Origin of the sequence: Arthrobacter sp. 9MFCol3.1 (assembly GCF_000620385.1) — a bacterium.
In the GTDB taxonomy this organism is placed as follows: domain Bacteria; phylum Actinomycetota; class Actinomycetes; order Actinomycetales; family Micrococcaceae; genus Arthrobacter.
Map to the genome: position 1 here is coordinate 72,335 of NZ_JIBJ01000007.1, position 15,716 is coordinate 88,050.

A 15,716-nucleotide genomic window follows, 5' to 3' on the forward strand; every position below is an offset into this window, starting at 1 on the left:
GAACTGCCAAGGGAGCCGTATGACCACCACCCATGACCAGACCGCCGCCAAGATCCCGAAAAGGGTCATTTGGCTGGCCGTAGCGGGCGCCGTCGGCGGCTTCCTCTTCGGCTTTGACTCCTCCGTCGTCAACGGAGCCGTCGACGCGATCAAGGACGAGTTCGCCCTCAGCGAGGCCGTGACCGGCTTCGCCGTCGCAGTGGCCCTTCTCGGCTGCGCGGCAGGCGCCTACCTTGCCGGCAAGATTGCCGACCGCTACGGCCGGATCCCGGCCATGAAGGTCGGTGCGCTGCTGTTCCTCGTCAGCGCCATCGGCACCGGATTCGCGTTCGGCGTCTGGGACCTGATCTTCTGGCGCCTGGTGGGCGGGCTCGGCATCGGCCTTGCCTCGGTGATCGCGCCGGCCTACATTTCCGAAATTTCCCCCCGCCACGTCCGCGGCCGCCTGGCCTCGCTTCAGCAGCTGGCGATCACCACCGGCATCTTCGCCGCCCTGCTCTCCGACGCCGTGTTCGCGACGTCGGCCGGCGGCGCGGACCAGGCCCTGTGGTTTGGGTTGGAAGCCTGGCGCTGGATGTTCATGGCCGCCGCCGTCCCCGCGGTCGTCTACGGCTGGATCGCCTTCACCCTGCCCGAATCGCCGCGGTTCCTGGTGTTCCAGGGCAAGGACGAGGAGGCCCTCAAGGTCTTCACGTCGATCGCCCCGGACGAGGACTCGGACCGGCACCTGCGCGACATCAAGAAGGCCATCGATGAGGACAAGCTCGCCGGCCAGAAGGGATCCCTGCGCGGCAAGGCCCTGGGCCTGCAGCCGGTGGTCTGGATCGGCATCATCCTGTCCGTGCTGCAGCAGTTCGTCGGCATCAACGTGATCTTCTACTACTCCACCACCCTGTGGAAGGCCGTGGGCTTCCAGGAAAAGGATTCACTCACGATTTCCGTGGCCACCGCCATCACCAACATCCTGGTCACGCTCGTGGCAATCGCCCTGGTGGACCGGATCGGGCGCCGTCCCATCATGCTGGCGGGCTCCATCGGCATGGCCCTCTCGCTGGGCACCATGGCGCTGGCCTTCGGCTCGGCTACCGGGTCCGGGGACGCGATCTCGCTGCCCGGGGCGTGGGGTCCGGCCGCGCTGGTCGCCGCCAATGTCTTCGTCATCAGCTTCGGCGCCTCGTGGGGCCCGCTGGTCTGGGTACTGCTGGGGGAGATCTTCCCGTCCCGGATCCGTGCCCGGGCCCTGGGCCTGGCTGCGGCCGCGCAGTGGATCGCCAACTTCGCCATCACCCTGAGCTTCCCGGTCATGGCGGCGGCCTCCCTGCCGCTGACGTACGCCATGTACGCGGTGTTCGCGGCGGCGTCGTTCTTCTTCGTCATGTTCAAGGTGCCGGAGACCAACGGCATGTCCCTGGAGCAGGCCGAAACCCTGTTCGTGCCCAAGGGATCCGCAAAGGAAGCCGCCAAGGAATCCGCGAAAGAGTCCGCCAGGGCCTGAGCCGGCGTGACGTGACGTCAGCGTTGCACTCGGCGAGGTGACAGAGAACGCCCATGTTTCCGCTGAAACATGGGCGTTCTTTGTGACGAAAGACGGGCTCGGCGCGACGCCGGGCGCGGCTAGACCACGTGCGGCTCGTGCGCCGCCAGGTAGCGGCGTCCGCCGAAGACCACCGCGATGGCCGCCAACATGGCCAGCGCACCGGCGAAGAAGGGCACCTGCGGGCCGAAGTGCTCGCCCAGCTGCGCGGCGGCAAACGGCGCCAGGGCGCCGCCCATCCAGCGCACGAAGTTGTAGCCGGCCGAGGCCACCGGGCGGGGCGAATCGGACACGCCCATGGCCAGCTCCGTGTAGATGGTGTTGTTGATGCCCAGGAGCGCCCCTGAAATGACCACGAGGACGACGACGGCGGGCACCGAGTGCCCGGCGGCCAGGCCCAGTCCCACGAGGTCGAGCATCAGCAGGACCAGGGTGCCGGTGAGGACCCGCACCGCTCCGAAGCGGTTCTGCAGCACGGGGGCGGCAAAGACCGAGAAGACTGCGACGGCCACACCCCAGCCGAAGAACACCCCGCCGATCCCGTAGGCGTCCATGCCGAGGATGAAGGGCGTGAAGGCGAGGACGGTGAAGAAGCCGTAGTTGTAGAACAGGCCGCTGGCCGCCGTCGTCCGCAGTCCTTTGTGCCCCAGGGCCAGCAGCGGATCCCGGAGCCGGACTTTCCGCTCGGGCAGCGGAGTCTTGGGCAGCAGGGCAATGAGTGCGATGAACGCGGAGGCCATCAGCACGGCCGTGCCGAAGAACGGGGCGCGCCACTGCCAGCCGCCAAGCAGTGCACCCAGGAGCGGGCCGAGGGAAATGCCCAGGCCGAGGGCGGCCTCGTACAGGATGATCGCCGTGCCGGCGCCGCCGCTGGCGACGCCGACAATCACGGCCAGCGCCGTGGCCACGAACAGGGCGTTGCCCAGCCCCCAGCCGGCGCGGAAGCCGATGAGCTCAGCCACGCTGCCCGACGTGCCGGACAGGGAGGCGAACACGACGATGACCGCCAGCCCGATCAGCAGCGTCCGCTTCCCGCCGATCCGCGAGGAGACGTAGCCGGTGATCAGCATGGCGACGGCGGTCACCAGGAAATAGCTCGTGAAGAGCAGCGACACCTGGCTCGGCGAGGCGTCCAGGTTCTTGGCGATCGCCGGCAGGATGGGGTCCACCAGCCCGATCCCCATGAAGGCGAACACCGCCGCGAGGGCCGTGGCCCACACCGCCTTGGGCTGTTTGAGCAGTGAGGCCTTCTCGGCCTCGAGGGTTACTTCCGCGGCCGGCAGGGTGTCGGCGGGGTGGCCGTGCATGGGGGCACTCCTAAGTGATTGGAATTGTTGGGTGAAGATCAGGCCAGGAGCGTCGCGTTGATCCTGCCGATGACCGGGAGGGCGGCCGCGAGGGCGGCCCGGTCTTCGTCCGAAAGGGATGAGAGGACGCCGGCCATAACGGTGTTGCGGCGCTCGTTGGCGGATGCGACGGCGGCGAGGCCGGCGTCCGTGAGGGTGACCCGGACGGCGCGGGAGTCGTCGGGGTCCGGTTCCCGCCGGGCGAGGCCGGCGCGCTCGAGCTTGATGATCTGCTCGGTGGCACTGGGCACCTTGACGCCGAGGTTCCGGGCGATTTCGCCCACCCTGACGCCGCCCCCGGCGGGCCCGGCGTCCATCAGCATCTTGAGCATGCTGAGCTGGGCGGCGCTGAGTTCGCCGTCGGCGTCCAGGCGGCGGACGAGATAGATGCTGTGGCGGAGGGCCTCGCGGAAGTCCTCGGCGAGAGCGAGGAGGCCCGGGTCGACCGGTTCACTGACGTTCATAGTTAGGTAGCCTAACAGTTAGGCTTCCTAATGGTCAATCGCCACACCCGACCCTCCCTCACTTTTCGCGTCAAAAATGCAGGCCCTCCCTCACCAAGAGTGAGGGAGGGCCTGCATCGGACCATCAGCTGAGGGAGGATCACCGAAAAACCCGCGCGATGTGAGGGAGCGTCGTTGGGTTAGGGCGTTGATCAGACGACCGCCTTGGCCTCCTCGATGAGGGAGGAGACGGCGGCGAAGAGCGGGTGGTCCGCGGCCAGGCCGGTGATCTTCTCCGTGGCCTCGTCCGGCGTGGACGCGGAGAGGATTTTCGCCAGCTCCACGGCCTCGGCGTCGGCCGGATCGTTGAAGCGCAGGGCCGCGGCGATGGCCCCGAGCAGCGCCTCGGGGACAATTCCGCGTTCGGCCAGCTCGGCAGCAGGACCGATGAAGCGTTCGTGCCGGCTGAGCTTGCGCAGCGGGGCACGGCCCACCCGGGTGACGGTGTCCGGCAGGTGCGGGTTGGAGAAGCGGCCCAGGATCTTCTCCACGTACGCCTCCTGGTCCGCCCGGTTGAAGCCGTGCTTGGCCACCAGCAACTCCTTGGTTTCGTCCAGGACGGCGCGCACATCGGCGGCGACGTCCTGATCGGCCATGGCCTCGGAAATCTTGCCGAGGCCGGCCTCGAATCCGAAGTAGGCCGCCGCGGCGTGCCCCGTGTTGACGGTGAATAGCTTCCGCTCGATGTACGGCTCCAGATCGTCCACGAACGTCGCGCCCGGGATCACCGGCTCCTTCCCGGCGAACGGGGTACCGTCGATCACCCACTCATAGAACGTCTCCACCGTGACGTCCAGGCCCTGCCCGGCCTCCTGGTTCGGCACGATCCGGTCCACCGCCGTGTTGGCAAACACGGCGGCCGCGTCCAGGGAACCCGCGGCCGGATCCCACTGGGCAACGACTTCGGACTTCAGGATGTCCGTGGCATTGATCGCGTTCTCGCACGCCATCACCTGCAGGGGCGCCAGCCCGGCGGGGCGGGCGGCAATCCCCTTGGCGATCACGGGCGCCACAAACTTCAGGATGTGCGGCCCCACGGCGGTGGTGACGATGTCCGCCGTCGCGATTTCCGCGACGACGGCGGCTTCCTGGGTGCCGGAGTTCAGCGCCCGGAAGTTGTTGACCGTCCGGACGGCGGGGTTCTCGCCCACTTCGTGGACCTCGTAGCTGTCCGCGGCGGCCAGCTCGGTGATGAGGGCGTCCGCGACGTCGGCGAACACCACCTCATACCCCGCGTCGTGCAGCAGCAGGCCCACGAAGCCGCGCCCGATGTTTCCGGCTCCGAAATGAACAGCCTTCACTAGGAATTGACCTTTCCGAACAGGGCCAGCACTTCGTCAACCGTGGTGGCCGCCTCGAGCTGGGCCACCTGGGCCTTGTTGGTGAAGACCTTGGCGATTGAGGACAGGATGTGCAGGTGCTCGTTGTTGACGCCGGCCACACCGACGACGAACTTCACTTCCTTGCCGTTCCAGTCGATGCCGTTCGGGTAGCGGACAACAGAGACCGCGGACTTCATGATGTGGTCCTTCGCGGCGTTGGTGCCGTGCGGGATCGCCAGGAAGCTGCCCATGTATGTGGACACGGATTCCTCGCGTTCGTGCATGGCGTCCACATAGCCGGAGTCGACGGCGCCGCGGTCCAGCAGGAGCTGCCCGGCCTCGTCGATCGCGGCGTCCCGCGTGGTCGCGTGGCCGTTGAGGACGACGCTTTCGGCCACCAGGATGCCGGCGGGGCCCTCCTCGGGTTCGGCCTCGGCTGCCGCGGGGGCCTCCGGGGTGCCGACGGCGCCGGTCGCGGCAGCGGCCGCTCCCGCATCCGTGGTGACGGCTTCGGTGTTGCTGGCCTCGACCAGTTCCACGATCTCGTCGTACCGCGGGCTGTTCATGAAGTTGTCCACAGAGACATGCACGGCGCTGGCGGTCGCGGGCTTGGCCCGTTCGGTCAGGTCCTGGTGCGTAATGACGACGTCGTACGTGTCGGTGAGGTTGGCGATCGCGGAGTTGGTGACCTTGACGTCCGGGAAGCCGGCGGCCTTGATCTTGTTGCGGAGCACCGAGGCGCCCATCGCGCTGGAGCCCATGCCGGCGTCGCAGGCAAAGACGATGTTCTTGATCGGGGTGGCGAGGACGGCGACGCCGCTGGCACCCACGCCCTCACCGATCAGGGCGGCGGACACCGAGCTCTTCTTGCCTTTCAGGGCCTCCATCCGGTGGGTGGCCTGGTCGAGGTCGTCCTCGGCGGGCGCCTTGCTGGCCTTCAGGACCACCGAGGCGATTAGGAAGGACACCGTGGTGGCAAACAGGACGGAGAGCGTCACACCGACGTAGCTGTCGCGTGCCGTTGAGGCGTAAACCGCGATGATGCTGCCCGGGGCTGCCGGGGACCGGAGTCCGGCGCCGGTGACCACGAGCGTGAAGATGCCGGTCATGCCGCCGCCGATTGCGGCGAAGATCGTCATCGGCTTCATCAGGACATATGGGAAGTAGATCTCATGGATACCGCCGACGAACTGGATCACCGCTGCGCCCGGCGCGGACGCCTTGGCCAGACCCTTGCCGAAGATTGAAAAGGCGAGCAGGATGCCGAAGCCCGGACCGGGGTTGGCTTCGAGCAGGAACAGGATGGACTTGCCCTGCTCGAGCGCCTGCTGCGTGCCCAGCGGGGTAAGGATGCCGTGGTTGACGGCGTTGTTGAGGAACAGGACCTTTGCGGGCTCGATGAAGATGCTCGTGAACGGCAGCAGGCCGTTGAGGACGAGGAATTCGACGACGGCGCTGGCTCCATTGCTGAAGGCCTTCACGATCGGGCCGACCACCAGCATGCCGACGACCGCCATGGCGGCGGCCAGGATGCCTGCCGAGAAGTTGTCGATCAGCATCTCGAAGCCGGGCTTGACGCGGCCTTCCCAGATCTTGTCCAGCTTCATCATGATCCAGGCAGTGAGCGGGCCAAGGATCATGGCGCCGATGAACATCGGGATGTCGGTACCGACGATGACGCCCATCGTGGCCACCGCACCCACCACGCCGCCGCGCACGCCGTAGACCATCCGGCCGCCGGTGTAGCCGATCAGCAGCGGGAGCATATACGTGATCATGGGCCCGACAAGCTTGCCGAGCTCCGCGTTGGGGAAGAAGCCCGCCGGGATGAAGAGGGCCGTGATGAAGCCCCAGGCGATGAAGGCGCCGATGTTGGGCATGATCATTCCGGACAGAAACGTCCCGAATTTCTGGACGTGCACGCGGACGCTGGTGCGTGGTTTCGCAACTGTCTCTGTTGCCATGTGAATTCCTAACCGTCATTCCCGCTGCTTTGCAGGATGGTCCGATAATTTCGCCGAGCTAGCTGGTGGAGCTGTTGGAGATCCGGTGGAGCCATTCGAGGAAGAGCTTGAGTTCCGAGCTGGAGAGCTGGTCCGAGTGGGACGCCTGCAGTGCTGCGTTCAATGCGATGGCCGCCACAACCACTGAGGACTTTCCGCTGTCGACAGAACCGTTGTCCCGGGCCTGCTCGGTGGAAACCGCAAAGATCATGGCATCGCGGGTCATGGCAGAGAGCTCGAGGTTCCGCTCCGGCGCCTTTTCCGCGATCAGCATGAGTGTCATGCCCACGTTGGCCGCCAGGATGGACCTGGCCGCCTCCTTGGGCGGGACGTTGAGCTGGCCGGAGACAGCCGCCTTGTTCAGCATTTCCTCCATGAGGGCCTCGGCATCGGCGACGATGGCCGGGCGGCTCTCAGGGCGGATATTGCCGAACATGACGAGATACAGTTCCGGCTGTTTCAGCCCGAACTGGACATGGTTGTCCCACATCCTCCGGATGTCCTCCAGAGGTTGGCCAGAGGGCGCGAAGTCACGTTCGCCCGCGACATATTCGTCGAAACCTGCTGCGACGACGGCGTCGAACAGCCCTTCCTTGTCACCAAAGTGGTGGTAGAGGGTCGGTGCCGTGACACCGGCCTGCTGCGTGATCTGGCGGGTCGAGATTGGGGATCCGCCGGAGTTGGCCAGCAGCTCGGCGGCCGCACGCAGCAGCCGGGCCTTGGGTGGTAGCTGGCCATCGATACTCATAACCGCTACCCTAGCACCTATAGCAACGCTATATGAACTGCATCACATACAATTTTTTCAGGTGCCGTGACCCGCCCGCTGCCGTAGCCGTCAGCCGCAGGCGCATTTGACCAGCAGGGTCAGCGGCGGCACTTGATTTACCGGCTTGTGGCCACTGGCCTACGACAGAAAATGAGGACCTTCAGTGCAGAACTTCCCAGGAGTAGGCGTTAGCCCCGGCCGCATCATCGGCACCGTCCGGCAGATGCCCAAACCGATCAGCGAACCGCCCGCCGGAGAGCAGCTCGCCGCCGGCGTCACGGCGGAAGACGCGACGGCGGCGCTGAAGGCCGCGGCGAAATCCGTCCACGACGAACTGAAGGCCCGTTCCGAGACCGTCACGGGCGACGGCAAGGCCGTCCTCGAGGCCACGGCCCTGATGGCCACCGACACCATGCTGCTCAAGTCCGCCGCGAAACTGATCAGCCGCGGAACTTCCGGGCAGCGGGCGATCTGGGAAGCCGGCGCCTCGGTCTCGGAAATGCTGCACAACCTGGGCGGCTACATGGCCGAGCGCGCCACGGATGTCCTGGATGTCCGCTCCCGGATCGTGGCGGAACTGCGCGGAGTCCCCGCACCGGGCATTCCCGTGTCCCCCACCCCGTTCATCCTCATCGCCGAGGACCTGGCCCCGGCCGATACCGCCACCCTGGATCCGGAGAAGATCCTGGCCCTGGTCACCGCCGGCGGCGGCCCGCAGTCCCACACCGCGATCATTGCCCGCTCCCTAGGCCTGCCCGCCGTGGTCGCCGCGGCCGGAGTCGACGAGCTCGCCGACGGCACCGAGGTGTACGTGGACGGCGCGGCCGGCCTCATCACCGCGAACCCCGACGAGTCCCAGCGCGCGGCCGCAGCCCACTGGGCCGCCACGGCGTCGCTGCTCGCCGCCTTCGACGGGACCGGCACGACGGCGGACGGCCACCTCGTGCCGCTCCTGGCCAATGTCGGCGGCGCCAAGGACGCCGTGGCCGCGGCCGGCCTGAACGCCCAGGGCGTGGGGCTGTTCCGGACCGAGTTCTGCTTCCTGGAGCGGGACACCGAGCCGACCGTGGAGGAACAGGCCGCCGCCTACCAGGGCGTTTTCGACGCCTTCCCCGGCAAGAAAGTGGTGCTCCGCACGCTCGACGCCGGCGCGGACAAGCCGCTGCCGTTCCTGACCGACGCCACCGAGCCCAACCCCGCCCTGGGCGTCCGCGGCTACCGGACCGACTTCACCACGCCCGGGGTCCTGGAGCGCCAGCTGCAGGCCATTGCCCTGGCCGAGAAGGCATCCGAGGCCGACGTCTGGGTGATGGCCCCGATGATTTCCACCGCTGAGGAAGCGGCCCGCTTTGCCTCGCTGTGCGCCGCGGCAGGGATCAAGACGCCCGGCGTCATGGTGGAGGTCCCGTCGGCGGCGCTGACGGCCGAGGCCATTCTCCGCGAGGTCGGCTTCGCCAGCCTGGGCACCAATGACCTCACCCAGTACGCCATGGCAGCGGACCGCCAGCTCGGCCCGCTGGCCGCCCTGAACACGCCCTGGCAGCCCGCCGTGCTGCGGCTCGTGGGCCTGACCGTGGAAGGTTCCGCGGCCGAGGGCCACAACAAACCGGTGGGCGTGTGCGGCGAGGCCGCGGCGGACCCTGCCCTCGCCGTCGTCCTCACGGGGCTGGGCGTCACCACGCTGTCCATGACGGCGCGTTCCATCGCGGCCGTCGCCGCCGTACTGAAGACCGTCACCCTGGCCGAAGCGCGGGAGCTCGCCAAGCTGGCCTTGTCCGCGCCGAGCGCTACCGAGGCCCGGGCCTGGGTGCGGGCAAAGCTGCCGGTGCTGGAGGACCTTGGGCTGTAGTGGCTGCGGCTAGGATGCACTCATGGCACTGATAGCCCCCCGGGTCACGGCCGGCCTCCCGGCCGAGGATGCGCAGAACCTCAGGTACGCCCTCGACGGCAGCCACGACATCACGGTGTTCGTGGACGGCACGGTCCACCGGCTGCCGCCGGCGGCGCGGGACGCCGTCGTCGATCTCCTGGGCCGCTTCAGCCGCGGCGAGGCCGTGACGGTCAGCAGCGTCGAGGAAATGCTGACGACGTCCCGGGCCGCGGAGCTTGCGGGGATCTCGCACACGTATCTGCGGAACATGACCGACCGCGGCGTGATCCCGGTGGAATACCGGGGAACGCACCGCCGGATCCGGCTGGCCGATGTCATGGCCTGGCTCGAATCGCAGAAGAAGAATAGTACGGGCGCCGCGACGCCGGCCGGCCAGGATGACGAGGGAGCAGATGCTTCATGAAGCAGTGATAAGGATCAAGCAACGATCCCCGTCCGGCGCGGAAGCACTGATATCCCGCGGGTTAAGCTTGGAATGTGGGTAAATTCAGAGGGTGGCACATCGTGGCAGGGATCGCCGCCATGCTGCTCGCTGGCATCTTCGGAACCGCGATGGGCCTGAACAATACCGCCACCTACTTGGCCAGCGGCGTCGCTTTCGTAGCGGTCTCGCTCTGGGTGGACAGCCGGATTGCCCGCCGCCGGAACGCCGCCGGCACGGCCGGCCCGGACCTTCGCCAGGACCTTGGCAACGATGCGAAGCCGGCCCTCGACGCCGACCCCTCCAAGCGCGAGGGCTAAGCGCGCCGCTAGATTCTGGGCCGGGCCGCCCAGCGCCGCGCCTTAAGCCCGGCATGCAGTTCCAGCCGCACCATTCCCTTCAACGGGTCCACGCCCAGCAGTTGGCGGATCCGGCCGAGCCGGTTGTAGATGCTGCTCCGGTGCAGGTGCAGCTTGGCCGCGACCTCCTGGACCGAGCCGTCGTTGTCGTAGAACAGCTCCAGCACGGGCAGCAGCTCGTGGTTGCGGTCATGATCCTCGAGGATGCGGAAATACACGGAGCCGGCATCGGCCCAAGCCCCCGCGCCGCCCCCGGCCGAGGCCAGCAACTGGTAGACGCCGGTGGCCCGGCAGTCGACGAGCTCGCCCAGCTGCGGATCCACCGCGGCGGCCTGGGCCGCCTGCCGTGACTGCCGGTAGGCCTCGGCCAATTCCCGCGGCTTGGCAAATCCCTCGGACGTGCCCAGGATGATCCGCCGGACCGTGCGCCCGGAGCGTTTGGCGAGTTCGAGTTGATAGTGGACCAGCACCTGGGCGTGGTCCGCGCGTCCCGTGGATTCCTTGAAGAGCACCACCGCGTGCGTCTCCGTGCCGGCGCTGAACAGTGCGGCATCCACCCCGATGGTCGCCTGCAGCGCCGCGGAGCGGTGAATGAGCGTGTCGGCAATGGGATCCGAGCCCCCGGCCCAGCCATCGGCGTCCAGAACGGTCACCAGCTGCCAGGGCCCCTTGCCCTGGACTTCTTTCCAGCCCGCGACAGCCGCCGCCGCGTTGGCCTCCCCGGCGCAGGCCGCCAGGAACTCCTGCTCGCGCCGGCGCCGGAACTCGGACTCCGCCGTGTTGGAATCCAGCAGCAGGGAGGACAGCTGCTCCAGCTCCGGGGCCACATCCTGCAACTGGGCCAGGACGGTCGCGGCGCCGGGCTCCTCGGCGTCGAGCTGGACCCACAGGTACCCTACCCGGAAGCCCCGCACGAGCAGCGGCACGCACACGCGCCCCAGCATGCCGAGGTCGGCGTTGGCCGGCACGACGACCGGCCGGACCGCCGTCGCAATCCCGTGCGAGAGCTGCCACGCGATGACGTCCACGGGGACCCGCTTACTGAGCAGGAAGTTCACCCGGACCCGGTCCGCATGGGATTGGTTGGAGCTGTAGGCGAGGAGTAAGCCGTCGAGGTCCTCGAGGGAGAGACCGCGGCCCAGCCGCTGCGCCACCTGCTCCACGAGCTGCTCCACGTCCTGCTGCTGCATCCTGCCAGACTACTGCCCCGGCCCGCCGCACTGCGAATGCATCCGCGACGGACACGAGCCGACACCTGACGTCCGCTCCCTCGACAAATGTCTATCCCCGAATTTCAAAAACCCTGGAATGACGCGGCGGGCGTCCCACCCCCGCCGGCGGCACCTGTCGCGTGCCTCACAGCGGGATTTATTCTGGAAGTACGAATCCCCCCGCTCATCCTGGCCCACGAGGCCACCACCCACTGGAGCTAACAAATGATCATCGGCGTACCCAAAGAGATCAAAAACAACGAATTCCGCGTCGCCATCACGGCGGCCGGCGTCCACGAATTCCGGACCCACGGCCACGAGGTCCTCGTCGAGCGCGGCGCGGGCCTGGGCTCCGGCATCACGGATGAGGAATACGCGATCGCCGGCGCCGAGATCGTCGCCGAAGCCGACGACGTCTGGGGCCGCGCCGACATGGTGCTGAAGGTCAAGGAACCGGTCAAGGCCGAATACCACCGCTTCCGCAAGGGCCTGGTCCTCTTCACCTACCTGCACCTGGCCGCCGAGCCGGAACTGACGCAGGCACTGATCAACTCCGGCGTCACCGCCATCGCCTACGAGACGGTCCAGGAGGGCAGGTCCCTGCCGCTGCTGGCCCCGATGTCCGAGGTTGCCGGCCGGCTGTCCGTGCAGGTCGGCGCCACCTCCCTGATGGCCCCGGCTGGCGGCAAGGGCGTGCTGCTCGGCGGCGTCCCGGGCGTCCGTCCGGCCAAGGTCGTTGTCCTCGGCGCCGGTGTTGCCGGCACCAACGCCGCCGCCATGGCCCTGGGCCTGGGCGCCGACGTCACCATCCTGGACATCAACATCAACCGCCTGCGCGAACTGGATGCCCAGTACCAGGGCCGCCTGAAGACCGTCGCGTCCAACAAGTACGAGATCGAGAAGTCCGTGGTCGACGCCGACCTCGTCATCGGTTCGGTCCTGATCCCGGGCGCCAAGGCCCCGAAGCTCGTCACTAACGAGCTCGTGGCCCGGATGAAGCCCGGCTCCGTGCTGGTGGACATCGCCGTGGACCAGGGCGGCTGCTTCGAGGACACCCACCCCACCACGCACCAGGAACCGACGTACAAGGTCCACAACACGATCTTCTACTGCGTCGCCAACATGCCCGGCGCCGTCCCGAACACGTCCACGTACGCGCTGACCAACGTCACCCTGCGCTACGCCGTTTCACTGGCTAACCTGGGCGTCAAGGCCGCGTTTGAGCGCGACGCCGCCCTGGCCGCCGGCCTGAACATCGCCGGCGGCAAGGTTGCCCACCGCTCGGTCTCCGAGGCGCACAACCTGCCCCTCGTCGCCGACTGGCACGAGCTGGTCTCCGCGTAGCCACCACTGCATCGGCTGCTCCGTTACCGCCCTTTTGGACCCCCAGAACGGCAGTTGCGGAGCAGCCGATCGGTGTTTAAGCCAGGGACCGGGCCTGCTCGATCAGCTGCAACACCTGGAGCGGGCCCGCGGGGTCGACGGGGACGGGCAGCGCCGAGGCGGCACCGCCGTCGGCGATCTTGGCGGCCAGGATCCGGTAGAACTCCGGGTAGGCGCCGCGTTCGGTGGGCAGCCGGTCCAGGTGCCCGTCGCGTCCCAGCAGCCCGGCCCAGTCCGGATCTTCCACGCCGTAGTCGGCGTCCAGCGGGCTTCCGCCGGCCACGATGTAGGGCTCCTGCGGGTCCACGCCGTGCTTGGTGAAGCCGCCCTCGCTGCCCAGGATGCGGTAGCGCGGGCCCTGCTGGGCGCACAGCATGTTCATCCACAGGTGGCTGGTCACCCCGGAGTTGTGCCGCAGGACCACGAAGACGTCATCGTCCGCCTTGCTTCCGGGCCGCCGGGCGGCCAGCTCCGCGTGCGTGACCGTGGCCGGCCCAAAAAGCTGCACGGCCTGGTCCAGCAGGTGGGTGCCGAGGTCAAACAGCACTCCGCCGCCGTCGTCCGCCGTGGCGGCCGCCTTCCACGCTTTGGGGACGTCGGGCGACCACCGCTCAAAGCGGGACTCAAAGCGGCTGACCGTGCCGAAGGCTCCGGTGTCCATGAGGGCCTTCACCGTGAGGAAGTCGCCGTCCCAGCGCCGGTTCTGGAACACCGTGAGCACCCGGCCCAGCCGAGCGGCCAGGTCTATGAGCTCTTGTCCTTCGGCGCTGCGGACAGCGAACGGCTTGTCGACGACGACGTCGAGCCCGGCTTCCAGCGCCGCTTTCGCGAGTGGGTAGTGGGTGGCGGGCGGCGTGCCGAGCACCAGCAGGTCCAGTTCGCCTGCGAGCTCCAGGATATCGGCCGGGGTGTCCACGATCCTGGCCGCCGGATAGCTGTGTGCGGCGGCAGACTTCCTGGCGGCGTCGGAGGTGGAAATGGCGTCGAGCGAATAGGCGGGGTTTGCGGCGATGAACGGGGCGTGGAAGACGCTGCCCGAAAGGCCGAAGCCGGCGACGGCGGTGCGGATGGGCCGGGTTGAATCGTTGCTCATGGTGCCAAGGCTACCGGCTGGGCCGGAGCCCGGGTGGCTGACCGGCAGGGCTTAATCGAACGAGGCCGGCGCCGCCCGGATGGTTCCGGGGGCACCGGCCTCGGCCGTTGCTTGGTGGTGCTTGGTGGTGCTTAGTGCTGCTCAGTATTGCTCAATCAGCAGGGTTTACTTCTTGTCCCAGCCGACGACGCTCCAGTCCGGGGTCTGGAACAGGGCTGCACCGTAGTTGGCCAGGCCGGTGCGGGCGAAGTAGATCTGCGGGCCGTTCATGATGACGCCCATGGAGAAGTACTTTTCCATGTGCTTCTTCTCGACGTCCATGGCGGCCTTGTTGCGCTGGGCGTCATCCTGGATGGACGCGAGGTCCTTGATGGCCTTGTCCAGCTCGGCGTCACCGAGTTCGTTCTCGTTGGTCTTGGAATCGTAGAACTGCTTCACGCCGGAGGTGGCGTCGGCGCCTACCGTGTAGCCGCTGATGGTGAGCTGGAAGTCGCGGCTGCCAACCACCTTGCCGAAGTCGGCGTCGCCGCGCTGGTCGATGCCAACGTCCATGCCGGCTGCCTGCAGCTGCTTCTGCAGCGTCTGCACGGTGGCGAGGGCGGTGGGGTCGTCACCGAAGTTGGTGATCTTGAACGACGCCGGGACGCCATCCTTTTCCATGATGCCCTTGGCGTTGGCCTTGTAGCCGGCGTCGGTCAGGACCTTCTTGGCGGCATCGGTGCCGGTTTCCTTGACCGGGTAGTTGTCCTGGTAGTACTTCGAGAACGGCATCAGCATCATCGAGCCCGAGCTGTTCTCTTCCCAGTTCAGGCCGCCAAAGCGGACGGCGCGGATGGCGGGACGGTCCACGGCGGTGAAGATTGCCTTGCGGACTGCGACGTCGGTGAGGGGGGCCTTCAGGGCGTTGAGGTTCAGGCCGCCGGCGAAGAGTCGCTGGCCGCGGCGGACCTCGGAGTTCTTGGTGCCTTCAAGCTGCTTGTACTTGGTCAGCGTGCGGCCGTCGGCCATGTCGATCTCGCCGTTCTTGAAGGCGGCGATCTCGGCGCTGGCCTCCAGCTGGCGGAAGATCACCTTGTCCAGGACCGGCTTCTCGCCCCACCACTTGTCATTCGGCACAAGGGAGACCGTCTTTGCGGCAGAGTCAAACTTGTCCACCTTGAACGGGCCGGCCATCCACTCGGGGTGCAGTTCACCCGTGAAGCCGGTGTTGAAGATTTCGGGAGTGTTGACGGTCTGCGGGATGAATCCGCCGAACATGTCACTGAGCGGGTACACCGGCTGGGTGGTGGTCACAACGACTTCCTTGTCGCTGCTTCCGGCCTTGACGGAGTCGATGAACTCGTAGGCCCCGGACGAGACGATGTCGATGTCCTTGTTCTGGCCGTTGAGCATCTTCCACGTGTTCTCGAACGTGGCGGCGTTGATCGGGGTGCCGTCGTTGTAGGCGGCCTTCGGGTTGATCTTGATGGTGAGGGTCTGCTTGCCGTCTTTGATCTCGCTCTTGAAGTCTTCGCAGAAGTTCTTGTTGAGGTTGGCGGTGCCGTCGAAGTCCAGCTTCCAGCAGCCCACGTAGCCGGCCTCGTCGATCGGGTAGTGCAGTTCAGTGTTGTCCGCCGAGTTGCCCGCGTTGGAGAAGCCGTTGAAGTCCGGTCCGATGTTGCCCAGGGGCAGCGTTACGGTACCGCCCTGCTGCAAGTCGGCGGCCTTTTTGGCGTTGACGCTGACCAGCTTGCTCAGGTCGCCGGAGGCATCCTGTGCCTTGGCGCTCTGGGCGGTGGTTGAAGCGCCACCGCTGCCGCAGGCGGTCAGCGCGAGGGCCGCCACGACGGCGGTGAGGCCGCCGATCCTGGTCCGATTTTTCATGTGATCCCCTTCATTTTT

The 15,716-nt window shown here is 67.3% G+C and carries 13 protein-coding genes; 5 read left to right on the forward strand and 8 right to left on the reverse strand.

The window, feature by feature from the left end; genetic code table 11:
* Positions 1-19 precede the first annotated feature (19 nt).
* Positions 20-1,495 (forward strand): sugar porter family MFS transporter, encoded by a 1,476-nt coding sequence (locus C560_RS0108835; protein WP_026537932.1) that lies wholly within the window; start codon positions 20-22, stop codon positions 1,493-1,495.
* 119 nt (positions 1,496-1,614) lie between these two features.
* Here C560_RS0108835 and C560_RS0108840 read toward each other — a convergent pair whose 3' ends face one another.
* The 5 genes from C560_RS0108840 to C560_RS0108860 form a co-directional block, all read right to left on the reverse strand.
* On the reverse strand, positions 1,615-2,841 hold the full coding sequence (locus C560_RS0108840; protein WP_026537933.1) for an MFS transporter: 1,227 nt from the start codon (positions 2,839-2,841) through the stop codon (positions 1,615-1,617).
* 38 nt (positions 2,842-2,879) lie between these two features.
* Positions 2,880-3,344 carry a MarR family winged helix-turn-helix transcriptional regulator gene (locus C560_RS0108845; protein WP_026537934.1) on the reverse strand — a complete coding sequence of 155 codons (465 nt, stop codon included), beginning with the start codon at positions 3,342-3,344 and terminating at the stop codon, positions 2,880-2,882.
* Between the two features lie 191 nt (positions 3,345-3,535).
* Positions 3,536-4,684, reverse strand: a complete 1,149-nt coding sequence (locus tag C560_RS0108850; RefSeq protein WP_026537935.1) for a mannitol-1-phosphate 5-dehydrogenase — start codon at positions 4,682-4,684, stop codon at positions 3,536-3,538.
* Positions 4,684-6,669 carry a PTS mannitol transporter subunit IICBA gene (locus C560_RS0108855; protein ID WP_026537936.1) on the reverse strand — a complete coding sequence of 662 codons (1,986 nt, stop codon included), beginning with the start codon at positions 6,667-6,669 and terminating at the stop codon, positions 4,684-4,686. Before C560_RS0108855 ends, C560_RS0108850 begins: the two co-directional genes overlap by 1 nt.
* A gap of 58 nt (positions 6,670-6,727) precedes the next feature.
* Entirely contained in the window at positions 6,728-7,456 is a 729-nt protein-coding gene (locus C560_RS0108860; protein ID WP_026537937.1) for a TetR/AcrR family transcriptional regulator, read from the reverse strand.
* Between the two features lie 184 nt (positions 7,457-7,640).
* On the opposite strand from C560_RS0108860, the gene ptsP reads away from it, so the two are divergent.
* From ptsP to C560_RS0108875, 3 genes are all read left to right on the forward strand, one after another.
* Positions 7,641-9,326, forward strand: coding sequence for a phosphoenolpyruvate--protein phosphotransferase (gene ptsP, locus C560_RS0108865; protein WP_026537938.1), 1,686 nt, complete (start codon positions 7,641-7,643; stop codon positions 9,324-9,326).
* 22 nt (positions 9,327-9,348) lie between these two features.
* Positions 9,349-9,771, forward strand: coding sequence for a helix-turn-helix domain-containing protein (locus tag C560_RS0108870; RefSeq protein WP_026537939.1), 423 nt, complete (start codon positions 9,349-9,351; stop codon positions 9,769-9,771).
* A gap of 74 nt (positions 9,772-9,845) precedes the next feature.
* Positions 9,846-10,109 carry a hypothetical protein gene (locus C560_RS0108875; protein WP_026537940.1) on the forward strand — a complete coding sequence of 88 codons (264 nt, stop codon included), beginning with the start codon at positions 9,846-9,848 and terminating at the stop codon, positions 10,107-10,109.
* 8 nt (positions 10,110-10,117) lie between these two features.
* On the opposite strand, the gene C560_RS0108880 is transcribed toward C560_RS0108875, so the two are convergent.
* Positions 10,118-11,338 carry a PucR family transcriptional regulator gene (locus tag C560_RS0108880; protein WP_026537941.1) on the reverse strand — a complete coding sequence of 407 codons (1,221 nt, stop codon included), beginning with the start codon at positions 11,336-11,338 and terminating at the stop codon, positions 10,118-10,120.
* 246 nt (positions 11,339-11,584) lie between these two features.
* Between C560_RS0108880 and ald the strand changes: the two genes are divergently transcribed.
* A complete protein-coding gene (gene ald / locus C560_RS0108885) occupies positions 11,585-12,703 on the forward strand; it encodes an alanine dehydrogenase (RefSeq protein WP_018775404.1) in 1,119 nt (372 codons plus the stop codon).
* Positions 12,704-12,779: 76 nt separating this feature from the next.
* On the opposite strand, the gene C560_RS0108890 is transcribed toward ald, so the two are convergent.
* Positions 12,780-13,835, reverse strand: coding sequence for a Gfo/Idh/MocA family protein (locus C560_RS0108890; RefSeq protein WP_026537942.1), 1,056 nt, complete (start codon positions 13,833-13,835; stop codon positions 12,780-12,782).
* A gap of 165 nt (positions 13,836-14,000) precedes the next feature.
* On the reverse strand, positions 14,001-15,698 hold the full coding sequence (locus tag C560_RS0108895) for an ABC transporter family substrate-binding protein (RefSeq protein WP_026537943.1): 1,698 nt from the start codon (positions 15,696-15,698) through the stop codon (positions 14,001-14,003).
* Positions 15,699-15,716 lie beyond the last annotated feature (18 nt).

What these genes read in the sequence shown, in the direction of transcription:
- C560_RS0108835 (WP_026537932.1), top strand. Translation starts at nt 20, where the DNA reads ATGACCACCACCCATGACCAGACCGCCGCCAAGATCCCGAAAAGGGTC.
- C560_RS0108840 (WP_026537933.1), bottom strand. Translation starts at nt 2,841, where the DNA reads ATGCACGGCCACCCCGCCGACACCCTGCCGGCCGCGGAAGTAACCCTC.
- C560_RS0108845 (WP_026537934.1), bottom strand. Translation starts at nt 3,344, where the DNA reads ATGAACGTCAGTGAACCGGTCGACCCGGGCCTCCTCGCTCTCGCCGAG.
- C560_RS0108855 (WP_026537936.1), bottom strand. Translation starts at nt 6,669, where the DNA reads ATGGCAACAGAGACAGTTGCGAAACCACGCACCAGCGTCCGCGTGCAC.
- C560_RS0108860 (WP_026537937.1), bottom strand. Translation starts at nt 7,456, where the DNA reads ATGAGTATCGATGGCCAGCTACCACCCAAGGCCCGGCTGCTGCGTGCG.
- C560_RS0108870 (WP_026537939.1), top strand. Translation starts at nt 9,349, where the DNA reads ATGGCACTGATAGCCCCCCGGGTCACGGCCGGCCTCCCGGCCGAGGAT.
- C560_RS0108880 (WP_026537941.1), bottom strand. Translation starts at nt 11,338, where the DNA reads ATGCAGCAGCAGGACGTGGAGCAGCTCGTGGAGCAGGTGGCGCAGCGG.
- ald (WP_018775404.1), top strand. Translation starts at nt 11,585, where the DNA reads ATGATCATCGGCGTACCCAAAGAGATCAAAAACAACGAATTCCGCGTC.
- C560_RS0108890 (WP_026537942.1), bottom strand. Translation starts at nt 13,835, where the DNA reads ATGAGCAACGATTCAACCCGGCCCATCCGCACCGCCGTCGCCGGCTTC.
- C560_RS0108895 (WP_026537943.1), bottom strand. Translation starts at nt 15,698, where the DNA reads ATGAAAAATCGGACCAGGATCGGCGGCCTCACCGCCGTCGTGGCGGCC.